At 62.3% G+C, this 19,768-nt stretch carries 22 protein-coding genes, 1 tRNA gene and 1 pseudogene; 18 read left to right on the top strand and 6 right to left on the bottom strand.

Annotated elements, in window-relative coordinates; all coding sequences use genetic code 11:
* Window positions 1–44: 44 nt before the first annotated feature.
* Window positions 45–1,340, bottom strand: a complete 1,296-nt coding sequence (locus IB232_RS06445) for an OprD family porin (RefSeq protein WP_192397699.1) — start codon at window positions 1,338–1,340, stop codon at window positions 45–47.
* Window positions 1,341–2,085: 745 nt separating this feature from the next.
* Between IB232_RS06445 and IB232_RS06440 the strand changes: the two genes are divergently transcribed.
* Both IB232_RS06440 and IB232_RS06435 read left to right on the top strand, forming a co-directional pair.
* A complete protein-coding gene (locus IB232_RS06440) occupies window positions 2,086–2,511 on the top strand; it encodes an HIT family protein (RefSeq protein ID WP_192397698.1) in 426 nt (141 codons plus the stop codon).
* A 3-nt stretch (window positions 2,512–2,514) separates the two neighbouring features.
* Window positions 2,515–2,721: a SlyX family protein gene (locus IB232_RS06435; protein ID WP_137971384.1), complete on the top strand. Its 207-nt coding sequence runs from the start codon at window positions 2,515–2,517 to the stop codon at window positions 2,719–2,721.
* A 47-nt stretch (window positions 2,722–2,768) separates the two neighbouring features.
* Here IB232_RS06435 and IB232_RS23465 read toward each other — a convergent pair whose 3' ends face one another.
* From IB232_RS23465 to IB232_RS06415, 5 genes and pseudogenes are all read right to left on the bottom strand, one after another.
* Window positions 2,769–3,011, bottom strand: coding sequence for a cold shock domain-containing protein (locus tag IB232_RS23465; protein WP_225592204.1), 243 nt, complete (start codon window positions 3,009–3,011; stop codon window positions 2,769–2,771).
* Between the two features lie 90 nt (window positions 3,012–3,101).
* Window positions 3,102–3,377, bottom strand: a pseudogene (locus IB232_RS23740) (cold shock domain-containing protein membrane protein); the annotation flags it as partial.
* Window positions 3,378–3,514: 137 nt separating this feature from the next.
* Window positions 3,515–4,582, bottom strand: coding sequence for a GGDEF domain-containing protein (locus IB232_RS06425; protein WP_192397696.1), 1,068 nt, complete (start codon window positions 4,580–4,582; stop codon window positions 3,515–3,517).
* Between the two features lie 102 nt (window positions 4,583–4,684).
* Entirely contained in the window at window positions 4,685–5,155 is a 471-nt protein-coding gene (locus IB232_RS06420) for a Dps family protein (RefSeq protein ID WP_192397695.1), read from the bottom strand.
* A 140-nt stretch (window positions 5,156–5,295) separates the two neighbouring features.
* Window positions 5,296–6,408 carry an HD-GYP domain-containing protein gene (locus IB232_RS06415; protein ID WP_192397694.1) on the bottom strand — a complete coding sequence of 371 codons (1,113 nt, stop codon included), beginning with the start codon at window positions 6,406–6,408 and terminating at the stop codon, window positions 5,296–5,298.
* A 261-nt stretch (window positions 6,409–6,669) separates the two neighbouring features.
* On the opposite strand from IB232_RS06415, the gene aspS reads away from it, so the two are divergent.
* The 16 genes from aspS to nadA all read left to right on the top strand — a co-directional run bounded on the left by aspS (window position 6,670) and on the right by nadA (window position 19,722).
* Window positions 6,670–8,445, top strand: a complete 1,776-nt coding sequence (gene aspS / locus IB232_RS06410) for an aspartate--tRNA ligase (RefSeq protein WP_192397693.1) — start codon at window positions 6,670–6,672, stop codon at window positions 8,443–8,445.
* Between the two features lie 77 nt (window positions 8,446–8,522).
* A complete protein-coding gene (locus IB232_RS06405; protein WP_192397692.1) occupies window positions 8,523–9,272 on the top strand; it encodes a YebC/PmpR family DNA-binding transcriptional regulator in 750 nt (249 codons plus the stop codon).
* A gap of 134 nt (window positions 9,273–9,406) precedes the next feature.
* Entirely contained in the window at window positions 9,407–9,931 is a 525-nt protein-coding gene (gene ruvC / locus IB232_RS06400) for a crossover junction endodeoxyribonuclease RuvC (protein WP_192397691.1), read from the top strand.
* A gap of 18 nt (window positions 9,932–9,949) precedes the next feature.
* Window positions 9,950–10,555: a Holliday junction branch migration protein RuvA gene (gene ruvA, locus IB232_RS06395; protein ID WP_192397690.1), complete on the top strand. Its 606-nt coding sequence runs from the start codon at window positions 9,950–9,952 to the stop codon at window positions 10,553–10,555.
* 3 nt (window positions 10,556–10,558) lie between these two features.
* Window positions 10,559–11,611 (top strand): Holliday junction branch migration DNA helicase RuvB, encoded by a 1,053-nt coding sequence (gene ruvB / locus IB232_RS06390; protein WP_192397689.1) that lies wholly within the window; start codon window positions 10,559–10,561, stop codon window positions 11,609–11,611.
* Window positions 11,612–11,664: 53 nt separating this feature from the next.
* Window positions 11,665–12,108: a tol-pal system-associated acyl-CoA thioesterase gene (gene ybgC, locus IB232_RS06385; protein ID WP_137971394.1), complete on the top strand. Its 444-nt coding sequence runs from the start codon at window positions 11,665–11,667 to the stop codon at window positions 12,106–12,108.
* A 31-nt stretch (window positions 12,109–12,139) separates the two neighbouring features.
* Entirely contained in the window at window positions 12,140–12,811 is a 672-nt protein-coding gene (gene tolQ / locus IB232_RS06380) for a protein TolQ (protein WP_137972217.1), read from the top strand.
* Between the two features lie 10 nt (window positions 12,812–12,821).
* Window positions 12,822–13,280, top strand: coding sequence for a protein TolR (gene tolR / locus IB232_RS06375; protein WP_192397688.1), 459 nt, complete (start codon window positions 12,822–12,824; stop codon window positions 13,278–13,280).
* Window positions 13,280–14,236: a cell envelope integrity protein TolA gene (gene tolA, locus IB232_RS06370; protein WP_192397687.1), complete on the top strand. Its 957-nt coding sequence runs from the start codon at window positions 13,280–13,282 to the stop codon at window positions 14,234–14,236. The genes tolR and tolA overlap by 1 nt, the downstream gene beginning before the upstream one ends.
* Window positions 14,233–15,531: a Tol-Pal system beta propeller repeat protein TolB gene (gene tolB / locus IB232_RS06365; RefSeq protein ID WP_192397686.1), complete on the top strand. Its 1,299-nt coding sequence runs from the start codon at window positions 14,233–14,235 to the stop codon at window positions 15,529–15,531. Before tolA ends, tolB begins: the two co-directional genes overlap by 4 nt.
* A gap of 55 nt (window positions 15,532–15,586) precedes the next feature.
* Entirely contained in the window at window positions 15,587–16,084 is a 498-nt protein-coding gene (gene pal / locus IB232_RS06360) for a peptidoglycan-associated lipoprotein Pal (protein ID WP_137971398.1), read from the top strand.
* A 6-nt stretch (window positions 16,085–16,090) separates the two neighbouring features.
* Window positions 16,091–16,903, top strand: a complete 813-nt coding sequence (gene ybgF, locus IB232_RS06355) for a tol-pal system protein YbgF (RefSeq protein ID WP_192397685.1) — start codon at window positions 16,091–16,093, stop codon at window positions 16,901–16,903.
* 196 nt (window positions 16,904–17,099) lie between these two features.
* Window positions 17,100–17,747, top strand: coding sequence for a 7-carboxy-7-deazaguanine synthase QueE (queE, locus tag IB232_RS06350; RefSeq protein ID WP_192397684.1), 648 nt, complete (start codon window positions 17,100–17,102; stop codon window positions 17,745–17,747).
* 1 nt (window position 17,748) lies between these two features.
* Window positions 17,749–18,423, top strand: a complete 675-nt coding sequence (gene queC, locus IB232_RS06345; protein ID WP_192397683.1) for a 7-cyano-7-deazaguanine synthase QueC — start codon at window positions 17,749–17,751, stop codon at window positions 18,421–18,423.
* A gap of 56 nt (window positions 18,424–18,479) precedes the next feature.
* Window positions 18,480–18,555 (top strand) — tRNA-Lys (locus tag IB232_RS06340).
* A gap of 108 nt (window positions 18,556–18,663) precedes the next feature.
* Entirely contained in the window at window positions 18,664–19,722 is a 1,059-nt protein-coding gene (gene nadA / locus IB232_RS06335) for a quinolinate synthase NadA (RefSeq protein ID WP_192397682.1), read from the top strand.
* Window positions 19,723–19,768: the final 46 nt, after the last annotated feature.

The following is a 19,768-nucleotide window of genomic DNA, read 5'->3' as shown; positions in this document are numbered from 1 at the left end:
GCCTAGGCCGGGTTCTTTTTGCACTGATGCGGTATCGCTAGGACTTACAGCACGTCCAGCGGGTACTCCACGATCAGGCGGGTGTCGTTCAGGTCGTCGCCGTAAGCGCTGTTGTAGGCATCGTTGGCGCGCCAGATGGCGTGACGCAGACGGAAGGACAGGTCTTTAGCGGCGCCTTCCTGGATCACGTACTTGGTCTCGAAGTTCCACTCGTGCTCTTTGCCTTCTTCCTCGAAGCCTTCGACAGTGATGTCTTCACCGTAGATGTAGCGAGTCATGAAGCTCAGGCCAGGCACGCCGTAGGAAGTCATGTCCAGGTCATAGCGAGCCTGGTAGGACTTCTCGTCTTCGCCGACGAAGTCGGAGTACTGAACGGAGTTGTTCAGCCAGACGGTGCCGCCGCCATCGATGCCATAGTTGTAGCCGGTGTCGCCGGAGGACTTCTGGTACGCTACGGTGAACTTGTGAGCGCCTACGTTATAGGCGGCCGCCAGGCTCCAAACCTTGTTATCCAGCTCGCCGCCATAGGCTGCGCCGTCATCATCGCTCTTATAAGCGTTGAGGTCGAAGTTCAGAGACTGCTCGTCGGCCAGGGGCAGGGTGTAGTTAACGTTGATGTATTTCTTCTTCCAGAAATCTTCAACGTCAGACGCGTGGAACGCTGCGCTGAGGTTGTCGGTGAAGGCGTAGCTGGCGCCAACGATGTTGGCCGACCTCAGGGTTTGGCCGCTCTGGGTCAAGCTGTCACGGTCGGTGTTTGCCTGCGAGTTCATCGCGGTGAATCGACCAGCGCTGAGTTCAAGCCCTTCAATCTCATTGCTAACCAGGTAAGTACCGGTTGCGACTTCCGGGAGGATGCGGCTGTCGTCGGTGGAGAATACCGGGCTTGCTACAAACTGATTGCCGTATTTCAGAACGGTGTCGGAAACGCGGAATTTAACGGCGCCACCTACTTCAGTCTGGGTGTCATCGCCACGGCCGTCATCGGTCTGGCCGAACAGGCCATTACCGTATTTGCCGCGGCCGCTGTCGAGCTTGATGCTGGAGAGGGAGTGAGCATCAACGCCGACACCGACAGTGCCTTGGGTGAAGCCGGATTCGAACAGCAGACGGATGCCCAGGCCGGTTTCTTCGCGATAGCCGGCTGGATTGGCCGAAGTGCTATTGCCGTTAGATGCGCCATTGCGGAAATCGCGGTTCATGTACAGAACGCGGTTGAAGATGTCGAAGCTGCTGTCTTCAACAAAGCCCTTGGACTCGGACTGTGCGCTGGCGAAAGCCAGTTGGGTGGTACCGGCGGTCACGGCCAGAGCCAGTGCGCTCCACTTCATCACTTGCATTGTGATTGCTCCTTTGGTTTAGAAGAGTTGTGCTGCCCATTGTTTTGTTTTCTGGGCGGCTCTTTCTTTTTGTGTCGGCGCTAACTTATAGCACGGTGACTTAAGTTGGCGACAGATATCATTGATTCCCTACAAGTTCTCTCTGTGAGCGTCGCAAATCTGCATTTTCGACGTCGCAATTTTGTAGGTTTTGTCGTCTCCAGTCCTGCGCTCCGGCTTGTTCTGAAAAGACTGCAAATCCAATCGCTTAGGGCTTTGCAGGCGGCTCGGAACTCGCCGACGCTGACGGTGCTGCTCATAAAGCAACTTCCATGCACAAAACGCTAATCGGCTATGGAAAGTTTCTTTCGTTTGCTCTCTTCGGTGCGGTCTCACGGCTGCAAGTCCCTTTTCATGGGGCCTTCCAGCAGGTGAGTCTGCTCTCGATAGGGGCATTTCCCATGTCGAGCGGGCGTCCGAGCGTTACCGTGATCCATTGCTGCAAGGTGGAATTTACTCGTCGGTAACGTTTTTGCCTGTGCGCTTGTTCAATTTGTGGGCGCTGCCAATTTGATGGCGCCCGTTTTTGAAGCGTGGTCCCGCGACCTTCTTGCTTATCGTGGCTTGGCCATACTTTAGGCTGTCATCTCTTCTTGCTTCGGGGGCGGTCTCGCATCCTTTTGGCGCGCGCGAGCTACCGAGGTGAATTGCTCGGGGCATCCCGCTATGCTGCGCGGTCGTTGGGCCTGGTCCGGAGGAAATTCAGATGTTCAGCCTTGATTCCCGTTTACAGCAGGACACCCTGGTCATGGGGGATTTCCCACTCTGCCGCCTGCTGTTAATGAATGATGCCAATTACCCCTGGTTCATTCTGGTGCCGCGTCGCGAGGCGGTCAGCGAGCTGTTCCAGTTGGATACTGTCGATCAGCAGCAGCTCTGGTTGGAAACCACGCGCCTGGCGGAGACCCTCAAGGATGCCTTCGTCGCCGACAAGATGAATGTCGCCACGCTGGGGAACGTAGTCAGCCAACTGCATATGCATGTGATCGTGCGTCGCCGCGAGGATCAGGCGTGGCCGGCTCCCGTCTGGGGGCGGCATCCGGCGCGTGCCTATGAGGCTGACGAAATAGCCTCGATCCGCGAGCGCCTGCGACTGGTGCTCACCAACGATTTCCAGTTTGCGGAGGCTTGAGCGATGGAGCTGGAGCAGCGTGTCATCGAACTGGAGAGCCGGCTGGCCTTCCAGGACGACACCATTGCGGCACTGAATGACGTAGTGGTGGCGCAGCAGCGGGATATCGAGCGCTTGCAGCAGCAGATTGCCGTGTTGGCCCGTCGCCAGGAGGAAATGGTCGGCCAGTTCGGCATCGCCGAGGGCGATGCGCCCCCGCCCCATTACTGAACTCAATAAAAAAGCCCGCATCAGAGGGCTTTTTCATGCGCCTTTATTCAGCGTTGGCCGGGCAGGGCGACTATCACGTCTTCGGCCTGCAGGCCCTTGTCGCGTTGCATCACCGAGAACTCCACGCGCTGGCCTTCGACCAGGACGCGGTGGCCTTCGCCGCGAATGGCGCGGAAGTGCACGAAGATGTCGTCGCCGATGTCACGGGAAATGAAGCCGAAGCCCTTGGAAGTGTTGAACCACTTGACGGTGCCGGTCTCGCGGCTGTCGTCGAGGTCGCGACGGGGCATGGCGCTACGCGGGCTGCGTTCGCCCAGGTTGATGGCCAGATGCAGCAGGGCGGCAGCCAGCAGGGTGGCCAGGCTCAGCGAAACGGCGGGTTGATTGCCGATCTGTGCCAGCGGAGCGAGCAGGATCAGTCCTTGCAGTACGCTGGCAAATACCAGCAGGGCCGATACCAGGGCTTGCAGCTGGTTGCGGACACCGTCATGGCGCACCGGCAGCAGGGGCGCCAGCAGCAGGTTGGTCAGGCCGAACAGTGCCAGATAAATCGCGTCGGGTTGTTGCAGGTAGGGCAGCGTTTCGCTGCGCAGGCTGGGGGCGAAGGACAGCAGCAGGGCGCCGCCGCCTGTTATCAGGTGAACGATTTTCAACATGGTCAATGAACTCGCTTGTTCGAAATGGCTATCAGAGGAGCGGAGTCGCAAGCCCGGTGGATGGGCAACGCGCTTCGCCTATGCCGCAGCAATGCGGCACGGCGAGTATTTAACCGCAAAGAGGATGTCGGCTCAAATCAAGCGCTTAGAGCTGCTTCCGGGGTGGGCGGGTGGATCTGGTTGCGGCCGTTGCGTTTGGCCTGGTAGAGCGCATCGTCTGCCCGGGTGACCAGGCTGTCGAAGGTGTCGCCCATCTCGGCCAAGGCCAAGCCGAATGAGGCGGTGATGGTGTCGAGCACCTTGTCGGTGCTGCGCACCTTGACGCGCAGGGCCTGGATCTTCAGGCGCAGCTGCTCGGCGAAGTCGCCAGCGGTGCCAAGGTCGAAGCAGTCCTGCAGGATCACGCAGAACTCTTCGCCGCCATAGCGTGCGGCCACGCCGCGTGCCGGCAGCAATTCGCGCAGCAACTGACCGACATGCTGCAGCACGCGATCACCCAGAGGATGTCCGTACTGGTCGTTGAACTGCTTGAAGTGGTCGATATCCAGCATGACCAGGGCCAGGCCCTTGATGTCTCCGGCTAGGGCCTGTTCCAGCAGACGGGTGAAGGCGTGGCGATTGAAAACATGGGTCAGGCTGTCCAGAGTCGCGGCGGCCTGGGCGCGCTCCAGTTGGCCGCGCAGGTTCTGGATTTCGGCCTGGGCCGAGCGCAGGCGGTAGAGGAATTTTTCCTGCTGGTCCTGCATCTGTTGGGTGCTCAGTTGCAGTTCGTTGAGCACGCTGGGCAGGTCGTCGACTATCGGCTCCTGCAGGGCCGCAAGCCCCTGGGACAGGCTGGCCTGATAGTGCTGGCTGCCGCTGACGCTGCGCTGCACGTCACCCTCGATATCGTCCACCAGCTCGATGACCTGATGCTGGCCGGCGCGGGCGTCTTCCAGTTCACCGCGGATGATGAAGTCGCGGAACAGCTTGACCGCCGTCTCGGGCGGAAAGCTGGAGAAGTCCTTGATGGCCTTTTCCAGCCGTCGGTTCAGCTCGGGGTCGGAGCCTTTGCAGTAGCTGTACCAGAGTGCGTAGTGCACCGGGTTCGGCGGAATGTCGTGACGCACCATGTGTGGCACGGCCTGCTTGAGCAGATCGGCGGCCTCGCGAGTCTCTTCGGGGTAAAGCTCGAGAATGGAGGGGGCTTTCGGCTGCTGGCTCATGCGCGTCACTGGGGTATGGGGAAAGGCAAAGGATAGAGTAGCTGTGGGCGCTTCGCCTAGCAAAAGGCCCGGTCTAGCCGGGCCTTTTTTGCGTATGGGCGATCAGGCGGCCAGCAGGCTGCGCAGCATCCAGGCGGTTTTTTCGTGCACCTGCATGCGCTGGGTCAGCAGGTCTGCGGTTGGCTCGTCGCTGACCTTGTCCAGCAGCGGGAAGATGCCGCGGGCGGTGCGCACCACCGCTTCCTGGCCCTGGACCAGCAGCTTGATCATGTCCTCGGCGCTCGGCACGCCTTCCTCTTCTTTTATCGAGGACAGGCGGGCATAGGCGGCGTAAGTGCCGGGCGCCGGGAAGCCGAGGGCGCGGATACGTTCGGCGATGGAGTCCACGGCCAGTGCCAGTTCGGTGTACTGCGCCTCGAACATCAGGTGCAGGGTGTTGAACATCGGGCCGGTGACGTTCCAGTGGAAGTTGTGGGTCTTCAGATACAGGGTGTAGGTGTCCGCCAGCAGGCGCGACAGTCCTTCGGCGATAGCGGCGCGGTCCTGTTCGGCGATGCCAATATTGATTTCCATACCTTTACTCCTCTCAGGTGGCCGGGGTAGACGTTCCCCGTGATGGTTCCGAGCCTATCACAGGGGCCGCGTTTGCCCGTCCGTTCTATGTCAATGAAGGCGATGCTTGGAGACTATGAGCGCGCTGGCGGTTCCGTCTGTTACCGGTGTGCTAGTTCCGGATGCAGTTGCAGGGTGCGGTTGAATACTTCGACCCAGTAGCCGCTGAACTGCATGCCCGACAGGTTGTTGATCTCCAGGATGGCGCGCAGGCGCGGGCGCTTGCTCATGGTCTGGTGGGCGCGCTCGTGGGTGCGGGCGTCGAAGGTGTCGGCGATGTTCAGCAGCAGGGCGCCGGGGTGGATTTCCGTCTCGCGCAGGCCTTTGGGGTAGCCGCTGCCGTCGGCATGCTCCTGATGCTGCAGGATGATCTCGCTCGCCGTGTTCCAGGCCGGCATGCGCTTGAGCAGCTCGCAGGCCTGGCGTGGGTGGGATTGCATCTGCCGCCGCTCCTCGCGGCTCAGCTCGCTTTCCTTGTGCAGCAGGTCGAGCGGTAGAAAGGCCATGCCGAGGTCGTGCAGGCATACCGCCGCAGCCAGTTGTGCGGGCTCCACCGGCCGGTCGGCAACCTCGTTCATGCCCAGCGCCAGGTCGAGCAGGCGCAGTCCGCGGCCGTGCCAGAATGGCGAGCGGTGCTCGCTGGTGGTCATCAGCTCGATGAAGAACAGCAGGTCGGCGTCTACTTCTATTCTGTAGTCGGCGAGCAGTTGCGGAATCTGCCCGTGGCCAACTTCGACCGGCTGCAGGCGGGTCTCCGGTGCCAGGTGCTGCAGCAGTGTGTGGCGAATCTCGGTCTGCCGCGACGCGGGAGCGGCGGCCAGGGCCTGGAGGGCCTGGCACTGGCTGGCGATCTGCCCCGGATCAGGGTTCGCAGCCCGGCCCAGGGCGGCCTCGATCAGGTTGCGCAGCTGGTCCAGACTGAGCAGCAGGATGTCGCCGAGCAGACTGTCGAATTGCAGGCTGCCTTCACGCAGACGGTCGAGCACATCCTCCATGGCCTGCGGCAGCGGAAGCAGGTGGTTCAGCTCCACCAGGCCGAGACTGCCCTTAATGGTGTGCACCAGGCGAAACAGTTCGCGCAGGCGCGTACCGTCCTGTGGGTGGCGTTCCAGTTCGATCAACAGCTGCTCGCAGCGCGGCAGGTGATCGGCGGTATCGAGGCGAAATTCCTCCAGCAGATCACTGGGAACATCGGCGGGGCGGGCTAAGGCCATGGGACGGTCTCCGCTGGGCTGGACTCTCAGTATAGAAAGGCCGCGGGCGGTGGGCTGCAAGGGGGCGATTAACCCTATATAATCGCGCCCCTTGTCTCCGGATGCGGAAGCGCATCGATCGCGGCGCTGTAGCGCCTTTGATCGCGTTTTCCTGCGGTTTCCCCTCCGAATTGAAGAAAATGTCCGCCGCTATCCGGCGGAAACATGCCCGGGCCGGCCGGGTACGAATTCAAGACTGATCTAGAGAAGCGAACCACGACCATGATGCGCAGCCACTATTGCGGCCAGTTGAACGAGAGCCTGGACGGCCAGGAAATCACCCTTTGCGGCTGGGTTCACCGCCGTCGCGACCATGGTGGTGTGATCTTCCTCGACATCCGCGACCGTGAAGGCCTGGCCCAGGTGGTATTCGACCCGGATCGTGCCGAGACCTTCGCCAAAGCCGACCGCGTCCGCAGCGAATACGTGGTGAAGATCACCGGCAAGGTGCGTCTGCGTCCCGAGGGCGCGCGCAACGCCAACATGGCGTCCGGTGCCATCGAGGTGCTGGGCTACGAGCTGCAGGTGCTCAACGAGGCGGAAACCCCGCCGTTCCCGCTCAACGAATACACCGACGTGGGCGAGGAAACCCGCCTGCGCTATCGCTTCATCGACCTGCGTCGTCCGGAAATGGCCGAGAAGTTGAAGCTGCGTTCGCGCATCACCAGCAGCATCCGCCGCTACCTCGACGACAACGGCTTCCTCGACGTCGAAACCCCGATCCTCACTCGTGCCACTCCGGAAGGCGCGCGCGACTACCTGGTGCCAAGCCGCACCCACGCCGGCAGCTTCTTCGCTCTGCCGCAGTCGCCGCAGCTGTTCAAGCAGCTGCTGATGGTGGCCGGCTTCGACCGCTACTACCAGATCGCCAAGTGCTTCCGCGACGAAGATCTGCGTGCCGACCGTCAGCCGGAATTCACCCAGATCGACATCGAGACCAGCTTCCTCGATGAAAGCGACATCATGGGCATCACCGAGACCATGATCCGCAACCTGTTCAAGGAAGTGCTGGGCCTGGAATTCGGCGAGCTGCCGCATATGACTCTGGCCGAAGCCATGCGTCGCTTCGGTTCCGACAAGCCGGACCTGCGTATTCCGCTGGAGCTGGTAGACGTCGCCGATCAGCTGCAGGGCGTCGAGTTCAAGGTGTTCTCCGGCCCGGCCAACGATCCGAAGGGCCGCGTCGCTGCCCTGCGCGTGCCGGGTGCTGCTTCCATGCCGCGTAGCCAGATCGACGACTACACCAAGTTCGTCGGCAACTACGGCGCCAAGGGCCTGGCCTACATCAAGGTCAACGAGCGCGCCAAGGGCGTCGAGGGCCTGCAGTCGCCGATCGTCAAGTTCATCCCGGAAGACAACCTCAAGGTCATCCTCGACCGCGTTGGCGCCGTCGATGGCGACATCGTGTTCTTCGGCGCCGACAAGGCCAAGATCGTCTGCGATGCTCTTGGTGCGCTGCGCATCAAGGTCGGCCACGACCTCAACCTGCTCACCTGCGAGTGGGCGCCGCTGTGGGTCGTCGACTTCCCGATGTTCGAGGAAAACGACGACGGCAGCCTGACCGCCATGCACCACCCGTTTACCGCGCCGAAGTGCACCCCGGAAGAGCTGGAGGCCAACCCGGCTGCCGCGCTGTCCCGTGCCTACGACATGGTGCTCAACGGTACCGAGCTGGGTGGCGGTTCCATCCGTATCCACGACAAGGCCATGCAGCAGACCGTGTTCCGCGTGCTCGGCATCAGCGAAGACGAGCAGCAGGAGAAGTTCGGCTTCCTGCTCGACGCCCTCAAGTTCGGTGCTCCGCCCCATGGTGGCCTGGCCTTCGGCCTGGATCGCCTGGTGATGCTGATGACTGGCGCCAGCTCGATTCGTGAAGTGATCGCCTTCCCGAAAACCCAGAGCGCGGCCTGCGTCATGACCCAGGCCCCGGGCATCGTCGATGCCAAGGCGCTGCGCGAGCTGCATATCCGCCTGCGCGAACAACCCAAGGCTGAGTAAGCGGTAGCAACAGGAGCCTGGCATGCCAGGCTCCTTGCATTTCAGGCACTACAAAACCGAAAGAAACGGAGTGAGTTATGGCCGGTCATTCCAAATGGGCCAACATCAAGCACCGCAAGGGTCGCCAGGACGCCAAGCGCGGCAAGATCTTCACCAAGCTAATTCGTGAGCTGACCGTGGCCGCCAAGCATGGCGGTGGCGTGCCGGCGGACAACCCGCGCCTGCGCCTGGCGGTCGATAAAGCTCTTACGGCCAATATGTCGCGTGACGTGATTGACCGTGCCATCGCCCGCGGCGCCGGCAACACCGAAGCCGACAACATGATCGAGCTGAGCTACGAGGGTTACGCGCCCAGTGGCGTGGCGATCATCGTCGAGGCCATGACCGACAACCGCAATCGCACCGCCGCCGAAGTGCGCCACGCCTTCACCAAGTGCGGTGGCAACCTGGGCACCGATGGTTCGGTGGCCTACATGTTCGAGCGCAAGGGGCAGATCAGCTTCGCCCCAGGCGTGAGCGAGGATGCGCTGATGGAGGCGGCCCTCGAGGCCGGCGCCGACGACGTGGAGATGGGTGAAGATGGCTCGGCCATGGTGTCGACCAGCTTCGCCGACTTCCTCGCGGTCAACGAGGCGCTGACCGCTGCGGGCTTCAAGGGCGAGGAGGCCGAGGTGGCGATGATTCCCTCGATCATGGCGCCGATCGCCGACCTGGAGACCGCCAAGAAGGTGCTCAAGCTGATCGACATGCTCGAGGACCTGGACGACGTGCAGAACGTCTACCACAACGCGGAAATCTCCGACGAGATCATGGAGCAGTTGGACTGATTCCGATCCATCGGCCAAAGCCGGAAGTCGCCTCGCGCGCTTCCGGCTTTTTTATATGTGCGCCGCTCCGTATACTCGCGGCTGGATAAATAGACAGTGTGTCGGCTCGGCCGGCTCGCGGAGCGCAACGCTGCATGACCCTGATCCTTGGCATCGACCCCGGCTCGCGCATCACCGGCTACGGTGTGGTGCGCGATACCGGGCGCGGCTGCGAGTACGTCGCCTCCGGTTGTATCCGTACGGGTGATGGCTCACTCGCCGAGCGCCTGCAGGTGGTATTTCGCGGTGTCAGCGAGGTGATTCGCCTGCATGGCCCGGTGACCATGGGCATCGAGCAGGTGTTCATGGCGAAGAACGCCGACTCCGCGCTCAAGCTCGGCCAGGCCCGCGGCGCAGCCATAGTCGCCAGTATCGAGGCGGGGCTGGACGTCAACGAGTACACCGCCAGCCAGGTCAAGCAGGCCATCGCCGGAACCGGCGGCGCCGACAAGCAGCAGGTGATGATGATGGTGATGCACCTGCTCAAGCTGACGCAGAAACCGCAGATCGACGCCTCCGACGCCCTGGCCATCGCCCTCTGCCATGCTCACCACCGGCAGAGCCTGATTCCCCACGGCCTGCTCGGCGCCAAGCGGCGCAGCGGGCGGCTGCGCCTGTAACCAGAAGGAAACCAATTCGTGATCGGACGCCTGAAGGGCACCCTGGCGGAGAAGCAGCCGCCGCACCTGATCCTCGACGTCAACGGTGTCGGCTACGAGCTGGAAGTGCCGATGACCACCCTCTATCGCCTGCCGGCCCTGGGCCAACCGGTGACGCTGCATACCCACCTGGTGGTGCGCGAGGACGCTCATCTGCTCTACGGCTTCGCCGAGAAGCGCGAGCGAGAGCTGTTCCGTGAGTTGATTCGGCTCAATGGTGTCGGCCCCAAACTGGCCTTGGCGCTGATGTCCGGCCTGGAGGTGGACGAGCTGGTGCGCTGCGTACAGGCTCAGGACACTTCGACCCTGGTGAAGATCCCGGGTGTCGGCAAGAAGACCGCCGAGCGTCTGCTGGTGGAGCTCAAGGATCGCTTCAAGGCCTGGGAAAGCATGCCGTCCATCGCGCCGCTGGTGGTGGAACCTCGTGCCGGCGTGGCAGTCTCAAGCGCCGAGAGCGACGCCGTGAGCGCGCTGATATCCCTCGGCTTCAAGCCGCAGGAGGCCAGCAAGGCCGTGGCGGCCGTGCAGGAAGAAGGGCTTTCCAGCGAAGAGCTGATCCGTCGTGCCCTGAAAGGAATGGTGTAAGAAGTGATAGACGCCGACCGCCTGATAACTGCCAGCAGTCGCGACCGCGACGAGCAGCAGGACCGCGCCATTCGCCCGCTCAAGCTGGCCGAGTACGTCGGCCAGCCAGTGGTGCGCGAGCAGATGGAGCTGTTCATTCAGGCCGCCAAGAACCGCCAGGAAGCGCTGGACCATACGCTGATCTTTGGCCCGCCCGGCCTGGGCAAGACCACCCTGGCCAACATTATCGCCCAGGAGATGGGCGTATCGATCAAGAGTACTTCCGGCCCGGTGCTGGAGCGCCCGGGCGATCTGGCCGCGCTGTTGACCAATCTGGAAGCCGGCGACGTGCTGTTCGTCGACGAGATCCACCGCCTCTCGCCCGTGGTCGAGGAAGTGCTGTATCCGGCCATGGAGGACTTCCAGCTCGACATCATGATCGGCGAGGGTCCTGCGGCCCGTTCGATCAAGCTCGACCTGCCACCGTTCACCCTGGTCGGCGCTACCACTCGCGCCGGCATGTTGACCAACCCGCTGCGCGATCGCTTCGGTATCGTCCAGCGCCTGGAGTTCTACTCCAGCCAAGACCTGGCCACCATCGTTAGCCGCTCGGCCGGTATTCTCGGCCTGCATATCGATGCGGAAGGCGCATTCGAGATCGCTCGCCGTGCCCGTGGAACGCCGCGTATCGCTAACCGCTTGCTGCGCCGGGTGCGCGACTTCGCCGAGGTGCGTGCCGGTGGTCAGATCAGTCGTGGCATCGCCGACCAGGCGCTGAACATGCTGGATGTCGATGAGCGTGGCTTCGACCACCAGGACCGACGTCTACTGCTGGCGATGATCGACAAGTTCGACGGCGGCCCGGTCGGTATCGACAATCTGGCTGCCGCCATTGGCGAGGAGCGCGGCACCATCGAGGACGTGCTCGAGCCGTACCTGATCCAGCAGGGCTATATCATGCGTACCCCACGGGGTAGGGTGGTGACCCGACATGCCTATCTGCATTTCGGGCTCAATCTGCCCAAGCGCCTGTCCGAACCACCCACTGCCGACCTTTTCACCGGCAGCGACGAATAGTTGCAAAACAAGGGCTTGCCCGGATTGGCAACGCCAGGAGTAAACACTAGAGTATGCGCGCGCAAAACGAGGCCCAGCCTTTTGCCCTCAAGTGTCGGGTGTATTACGAGGACACCGACGCCGGCGGCATCGTCTACTACGTCAATTACCTCAAGTTTATGGAGCGGGCTCGTACCGAGTGCCTGCGCAGTCTGGGTTTTGCCCAGTCGCAGCTCGCTGGCGAGAACCTGTTGTTCGTCGTGCATTCCGCCGAGGCGCGCTATCACGCGCCTGCCAAGCTGGATGACGAACTTTTTATCACTGCCGAGGTAATCGAGTTAAACCGTGCCAGCCTGCGCTTTCGTCAACAGGTACGGCGGGCAACGGATGAGGCACTGCTCTGCGAGGGGCAGTTCGTGGTGGCCTGTGTGCGCACCGACAATTTGAAGCCCCGTGCCATTCCCGAAGCGCTGCGCGCAGCCTTCGCCGGCATGGGTCAAGTCACAGCAGGAGAGTAGCGTGGAAGCAACAGCCAACGCCGTTGACCATATGTCGATGTGGAGCCTGATCAGCAACGCCAGTTTCGTGGTGCAGCTGGTCATGCTGACCCTGGTGGCCGCCTCGGTGGTGTCTTGGATCATGATCTTCCAGCGCAGCACCATGCTGCGAGCGGCGAAGAAGTCGCTGGAAGTGTTCGAGGAACGCTTCTGGTCCGGCATCGACCTGTCCAAGCTGTATCGCCAGGCCGGCAGCAATCCGGACCCGGATTGCGGCGTCGAGCAGATCTTCCGCGCCGGCTTCAAGGAGTTTTCCCGCCTGCGCCAGCAGTCTGGCGTCGATCCGGACGCGGTGATGGACGGCGTGGCTCGTGCCATGCGCGTTGCTATTTCGCGTGAGGAAGAGAAGCTGGAAACCAGCCTGCCGTTCCTCGCCACCGTCGGCTCCACCAGCCCCTATATCGGTCTGTTCGGTACCGTGTGGGGCATCATGAACTCCTTCCGCGGCCTGGCTCAGGTGCAGCAGGCCACCCTGGCCACCGTGGCACCGGGCATCGCCGAGGCGCTGATTGCTACGGCTATCGGTCTGTTCGCTGCGATCCCCGCGGTCATCGCCTACAACCGCTTCTCGGCGCAAGGCGATCGCCTGATCAGCCGTTACTACACCTTTGCCGACGAGTTCCAGGCGATCCTGCACCGCAAAGTGCACACCAGCGAGGACTGAGGCTCAGCCCATGGCCAGAATTCGCAACAGACGCAAGCCGGTCGCCGAGATGAACGTCGTGCCATATATCGACGTGATGCTGGTGCTGCTGGTGATCTTCATGGTGACCGCGCCGATGCTCAACCAGGGCGTCAAGGTCGACCTGCCCAAGGTCTCCAGCGAGGTGCTGCCGCAGGACAATAACTCCCGCGTGCTGACCATCTCGATCAAGGCCGACAAGACCTACTACTGGAACATGGGCGACGAGGTCGATCCGGACCAGAGCAAGGCCAGCGAAACCGCTACCGCGTTGCCGGCCCTGGTGCAGACGGTGACCGCGATCATGAGCCAGAACGCCGGCCAGGGTAAGAAGGTCCAGGTCTTCGTGCGTGGCGACAAGGCGGTCGACTATGGCTCGGTGATGGCCGTGATGGGCGGTCTGCAAGAGGCCGGCGTTGGCAACGTCGGGCTGATCACCGAGGCACCTTGATGCAGCAGCAGAGCGTTCGCTCCTCATCGGAAAGTTACTTCTGGCCGACCGTCTGGGCCGTGGCTCTGCACGCCCTGATGTTCGCCATGCTGTTTGTCAGCTTCCACTTTGCCCCTGAGTTGCCGCCGGCTCGACCTATTGTCGAGGCAACGTTGTACCGGCTTAATTCGAAGAGTCCTGCCACTACTCAGACCACTCAGAAGATTGCTGGTGAGGCTGAGAAGACCAAGGCCCGCCAGTACGAAGTGGAGCAGCTGGAGACCAAGAAGGAAGAGCAGCAGAAGCAGGAAGCGGCGGAACAAAAGAAAGTCGAGGCGGCCAAACAGGCTGAGGCGAAGAAGCAGACCGAGGCCAAAAAGGCTGAAGAAGCGAAGAAGGCCGAGCAGAAGAAGCAGGCAGATATCGCCAAGAAGAAGTCCGAAGAAGAGAAGAAAAAAGCTGCTGCCGAGGAGGCTCGTAAGAAGGCCGCCGAGCAGGCGAAGAAGAAAGCTGCCGAAGACGCCAAGAAGAAAAAGGCGGCTGCCGAGGCTGCTAAGAAGAAAAAAGCCCAGGAAGCTGCGCGCAAGGCCGTTGACGACAAGAAGGCCCAGGCGCTTGCTGAGTTGCTGGGTGATACCACCGAGCGTCAGCGAGCGATGGCGGACGAAGTGGGTGATGAGGTTGCCGGCAGTCTCGACGACCTGATCATCAAGCTGGTCAGCGAGCAGTGGCAGCGTCCACCGTCGGCGCGCAACGGCATGAGTGTCGAGGTTCTGATTCAGATGCTGCCCGATGGCACTATCGTCAATGCTTCTGTCACCCGTTCCAGTGGCGACGCGCCTTTCGACAGTTCTGCTGTGGCTGCAGTCAAGAACGTTGTTCGTATTCCCGAGATGCAACAGCTGGATAGTGCAACCTTTAACGCCATGTACCGTCAGCGGCGGATGATTTTCAAACCGGAGGATTTGTCTCTGTGAATACCTTGATTCGTATCGCCCTGCTGGGTCTGGCGTTGCTGGTTGGCAGCGTGCAGGCAGCGGACCCATTGGTAGTAACCAGTGGTAGCGACCGTGCCATCCCCATCGCCGTGGTGCCCTTCGGCTGGCAGGGCGGCACCGTGCTGCCCGAGGACATGTCCACCGTCATCGGCAACGACCTGCGCAACAGTGGCATGTACGAGCCGATCCCGCGGCAGAACATGATCAGCCTGCCGACCTCGGCGGCCGAGATCATCTACCGCGACTGGCAGGCCCTGGGTGCCCAGTACGTGATGGTCGGCAGCATCGTGCCGAACGGCGGTCGCCTGCAGGTGCAGTTCGCCCTGTTCAACGTGGCGACCCAGCAGCAGGTGGTGGCCGGCACCGTTGGCGGTACTCCGGACCAGCTGCGCGACATGGCGCACCATGTCGCCGATCAGGCCTTCGAGAAGCTCACCGGGATCAAGGGCGCGTTCTCCACCAAGATGCTCTACGTCACCGCCGAGCGTTTCGGCGTGAACAACACCCGTTACACCCTGCAGCGCTCCGACTACGACGGCGCCCGTGGCGTGACCCTGCTGCAGTCGCGTGAGCCGATCCTGTCGCCGCGTTATGCACCGGACGGCCGCCGCATCGCCTATGTGTCGTTCGAGCAGCGTCGTCCGCGCATCTTCCTGCAGCACATCGACACCGGCCGCCGCGAGCAGCTCACCAACTTCGAAGGCCTCAATGGCGCCCCGGCCTTCTCGCCGGATGGCAATCGCCTGGCCTTCGTGCTGTCCAAGGACGGCAACCCGGAGATCTATGTGATGGACCTGGGCTCGCGCAATATCCAGCGCGTGACCAATTCCGGCTCGATCGAGACCGAGCCGTTCTGGGGCAAGGACGGGCAGACCCTGTACTTCACCAGCGACCGCGCCGGCAAGCCGCAGATCTACAAGCAGAGCATCCACGGTGGCGCTGCTCAGCGTGTGACCTTCACTGGAAACTACAACGCCAACCCGAAGCTGTCGGCTGACGAGAAGACCCTGGTGATGATCCATCGCCAGGACGGTTTCACCAACTTCAAGGTGGCCGCCCAGGACCTGGTGACCAGCCGCCTGCGCATTCTCTCCGAGACCAGCCTGGACGACTCGCCCACTGTTGCGCCCAATGGCACCATGCTAATCTACGCCACCCGCCAGCAGGGCCGGGGAGTGCTGATGCTCGTGTCCACCAACGGGCGTGTCAGGCTCCCGATTCCCACCGCTCAAGGTGATGTCCGGGAACCGTCCTGGTCTCCTTTCCTGAACTGATGCGGTAAAACACTTTCTGCTGTAAACACACCTAGAAATCATTAGGAGCTACACCATGGAAATGCTGAAATTTGGCAAATTTGCCGCTCTGAGCCTGGCTCTGGCCGTGGCTGTTGGTTGCTCGTCCAAAGGCGGCGACGCTTCCGGCGAAGGCGCTGTTGACCCGAACGCTGGCTACAACGCCAACGGCAGCGGCGTTGACGGTGCTCTGAGCGAAGAAGCCGCTCTGCGCGCCATCACCACCTTCTACTTCGAGTACGACAGCTCCGACCTGAAGCCGGAAGCCATGCGCGCTCTGGACGTACACGCCAAGGACCTGAAAGGCAACGGCGCTCGCGTCGTTCTGGAAGGCCACACCGACGAGCGCGGTACCCGCGAGTACAACATGGCTCTGGGCGAGCGTCGTTCCAAGGCCGTTCAGCGCTACCTGGTACTGCAGGGCGTTTCCCCGGCTCAGCTGGAACTGGTTTCCTACGGTGAAGAGCGTCCGGTTGCTACCGGCAGCGACGAGTCCTCCTGGGCTCAGAACCGCCGCGTCGAACTGCGCAAGTAATTCGCCATGCGTAAGTGCCCTCGTATCCTGACCTCTCTGGTGCTCGCCCTGCCGCTCGCGGCCATGGCCGAGGTTCCCGTGGTGGATGGCAGCTCCGGTAGCAGCTATCCGCCGGTGGGTTATGGTACGAGTGGCGCCTATGCCGGGGGCGGGGCGCAAGCCCCGGCCACGGCGCAGGGCCAGCTGTTCATGCAGCTGCAGCAGATGCAGGACGAGATAGCCCAACTGCGTGGCATGCTCGAAGAGCAACAGAACGAGATCCAGCGTCTCAAGCAAGAAGGCGATGCCCGTTATCAGGACATCGACAGCCGCCTGCAAGGCGGTGCCGCCGGTGCGCAAGCGCCCGCACAGAATCCCCCGGCCGATGGCGCGATCAACGCCACCGGCAACCCCGCCGCTCCTGCCCAGCAGGCTCCGGCGGCCAGCAACGAGCCGGCCGACCCGGCGAAGGAAAAGCTGTATTACGACGCTGCCTTCGACCTGATCAAGGCCAAGGATTTCGACAGGGCCGCTCAGGCCTTCAATGCCTTCCTGCGCAAGTACCCACAGAGTCAGTACGCCGGCAACGCCCAGTACTGGCTGGGCGAGATCAATCTGACCAATCGAAACCTGCAGGAAGCCGGCAAGGCCTTCGCTCTGGTCGCGGCCAATTACCCGACCCACGCCAAGGTGCCGGATTCGCTGTTCAAGCTGGCCGATGTCGAGCAGCGCATGGGTAACACCGACCGCGCCAAGGGCATCCTGCAGCAGCTGATCGCCCAGTACCCCGGCTCTTCGGCGGCCCAGCTGGCTCAGCGCGACCTGCAACGCCTGCCCTGATTCGCCAGCCCTGCTGGTCAGAAAACCCGCGCTAGTCGCGGGTTTTTTATGGCTGCCATCCCTGGCAGCTACCCTGCGGGTCGTCGCCTGCGCGACGTTAAAAATTTCTCCCGGAAATTTTTTTGTTTAGAATCGCCGCCCGAATCACTCGCAACGGAGGCGGATGGCCTGTTTAGCCGTCACGCCCGGTGCTCATATGCAAGAAACCCTGCGCATTACCGAGATTTTCTACTCGTTGCAGGGCGAGACGCTCACCAGTGGGCTGCCCACGGTTTTCGTCCGCCTCACCGGCTGCCCGCTGCGCTGCCAGTACTGCGACACCGCCTACGCTTTCAGTGGAGGCGAGATCACCAGTCTGGACGCCATCCTCGAGCGTGTAGCCAGCTACAAGCCGCGCTATGTCTGTGTGACCGGTGGCGAGCCGCTGGCTCAGCCCAACTGCGTTCCGCTGCTGCAGCGTCTGTGCGATGCCGGCTACCAGGTATCCCTGGAGACCAGCGGCGCCATCGATATCGCCCCGACCGACAAGCGCGTCAGTCGGGTGGTCGATCTGAAGACGCCTGGCTCCCAGGAGGTCTCGCGCAACCTCTACAGCAACATGGCCGAGCTGACCCGCAACGATCAGGTCAAGTTCGTCATCTGCTCGCGCGAGGACTACGACTGGGCCGTGAGCAAGTTGATCGAGTACCGCCTGGACGAGCGTGCCGGCGAAGTGCTGTTCTCGCCCAGCCACCAGCAGGTGAGCGCACGCGACCTGGCCGACTGGATCATCGCCGACAACCTGCCGGTGCGCTTCCAGCTGCAGCTGCACAAGATTCTCTGGAACGACGAGCCGGGACACTGATATGACAGACAAGAAAGCCGTGGTGCTGCTCTCGGGCGGCCTCGATTCGGCCACCATTCTCGCCCAGGCCAAGGCTGCCGGGTTTGCCTGCTACAGCGTGAGCTTCGACTATGGCCAGCGCCACCGCGCGGAGCTGCAGGCCGCCGAGCGCGTGGCGCGCCAGCTGGGCGTGGTCGAGCACAAGGTGATCGGTCTCAACCTCAACGGCATTGGCGGTTCGGCGCTGACCGACAGCTCCATCGCCGTGCCCGAGGGCCCGACCGAAGGCATCCCGATCACCTACGTGCCGGCACGTAACACCGTGTTCCTTTCCCTGGCCTTGGGCTGGGCGGAAGTGCTGGGCGCCCATGACATCTTCATCGGCGTCAACGCAGTGGACTACTCGGGTTACCCGGATTGCCGCCCCGAGTTTATCGCCGCCTTCGAGCGGGTGGCCAATCTGGCGACTCGCGAGGGCGTGGAGGGCAGTGGCTTCCGCATCCAGGCGCCGCTGCAGAATCTGAGCAAGGCGCAGATCGTGCAGATCGGCCTGCAGCATGGCGTGGACTATGGGCTGACGGTGTCCTGTTACCAGGCTGACGACGACGGCCGCGCCTGTGGCAAGTGCGACAGCTGTCGCCTGCGCGCCGCCGGTTTTACCGCGGCTGGAGTGGCGGACCCGACCCGTTACGCCTAAAATTTTTCGTGGAGTGTTGATTTCCTGAATCAAATCAGTATCATGCGCTCCGCGTTGGGTCGTTAGCTCAGTCGGTAGAGCAGTTGGCTTTTAACCAATTGGTCGTAGGTTCGAATCCTACACGACCCACCACTCCCTCCTTCGCGTCACCTCTTCGCATACTCCCCATCAGAACGCTCTCGCCAGAACTCCTGGTGGGTATAATCGACTGCACTGAAAGCATATTCAGAGCCTGATGACATGACCCAGATTTCCGAACGCCTGTTGGTTCAGGCTCACCTCGACGCCAAACAGCCCAAGCCGCTGACGCCGGACGAAGAAGCCTTCTACCGCAGCGAGATCGCCGCCGAGCTGAAGAAGCAGAACGCCGTGCTGGTGGCCCACTATTACTGCGACCCGGTGATCCAGGCCCTGGCCGAGGAAACCGGCGGCTGCGTCTCCGACTCCCTGGAAATGGCCCGTTTCGGCAATCAGCACGCGGCGCAGACCGTGGTGGTGGCCGGGGTCAAGTTCATGGGCGAGACGGCGAAGATCCTCAACCCGGAAAAGCGCGTGCTGATGCCGACCCTGGAGGCCACCTGCTCGCTCGACCTGGGCTGCCCGGTGGATGAATTCTCGGCGTTCTGCGACCAGCATCCGGACCGTACCGTGGTGGTGTACGCCAACACCTCGGCGGCGGTGAAGGCGCGTGCCGACTGGGTGGTGACCTCCAGCTGCGCGCTGGAGATCGTCGAGAGCCTGATGGACAACGGCGAGAAGATTCTCTGGGCGCCGGACCAGCATCTGGGGCGCTACATCCAACGCGAGACCGGCGCCGACATGCTGCTGTGGGATGGCGCCTGCATCGTCCACGAGGAATTCAAGGCCAAGCAGCTGGAGGACATGAAGGCGCTCTATCCGGAGGCGGCCATCCTGGTCCATCCCGAGTCGCCCGAGGCGGTGATTGAGCTGGCCGATGCAGTGGGCTCCACCAGCCAACTGATCAAGGCCGCGCAGACCCTGCCGAACAAGACCTTCATCGTCGCCACCGACCGCGGCATCTTCTACAAGATGCAGCAGCTGTGCCCGGACAAGGTCTTCGTCGAGGCTCCCACCGCCGGCAACGGCGCGGCCTGCCGCAGCTGCGCGCATTGCCCGTGGATGGCTATGAACACCCTGCAGCGCACCTTGCAGTGCCTGCGCGAGGGCAGCAACGAAATCCTGGTGGAGCCGGCACTGATTCCGCGGGCGATCAAACCGCTCAAGCGCATGCTCGATTTCACCCAGGCTGCTCGACTGAAGCTGGCGGGTAACGCCTGAGTTTTTAGCGCGCAGAAAAAAGCCCGGCGATTGCCGGGCTTTTTTA

The sequence above is a fragment of the Pseudomonas sp. PDM15 genome (assembly GCF_014851565.1).
Lineage (GTDB): Bacteria > Pseudomonadota > Gammaproteobacteria > Pseudomonadales > Pseudomonadaceae > Aquipseudomonas.
This window is presented reverse-complemented; position numbering and strand designations above follow the sequence as displayed.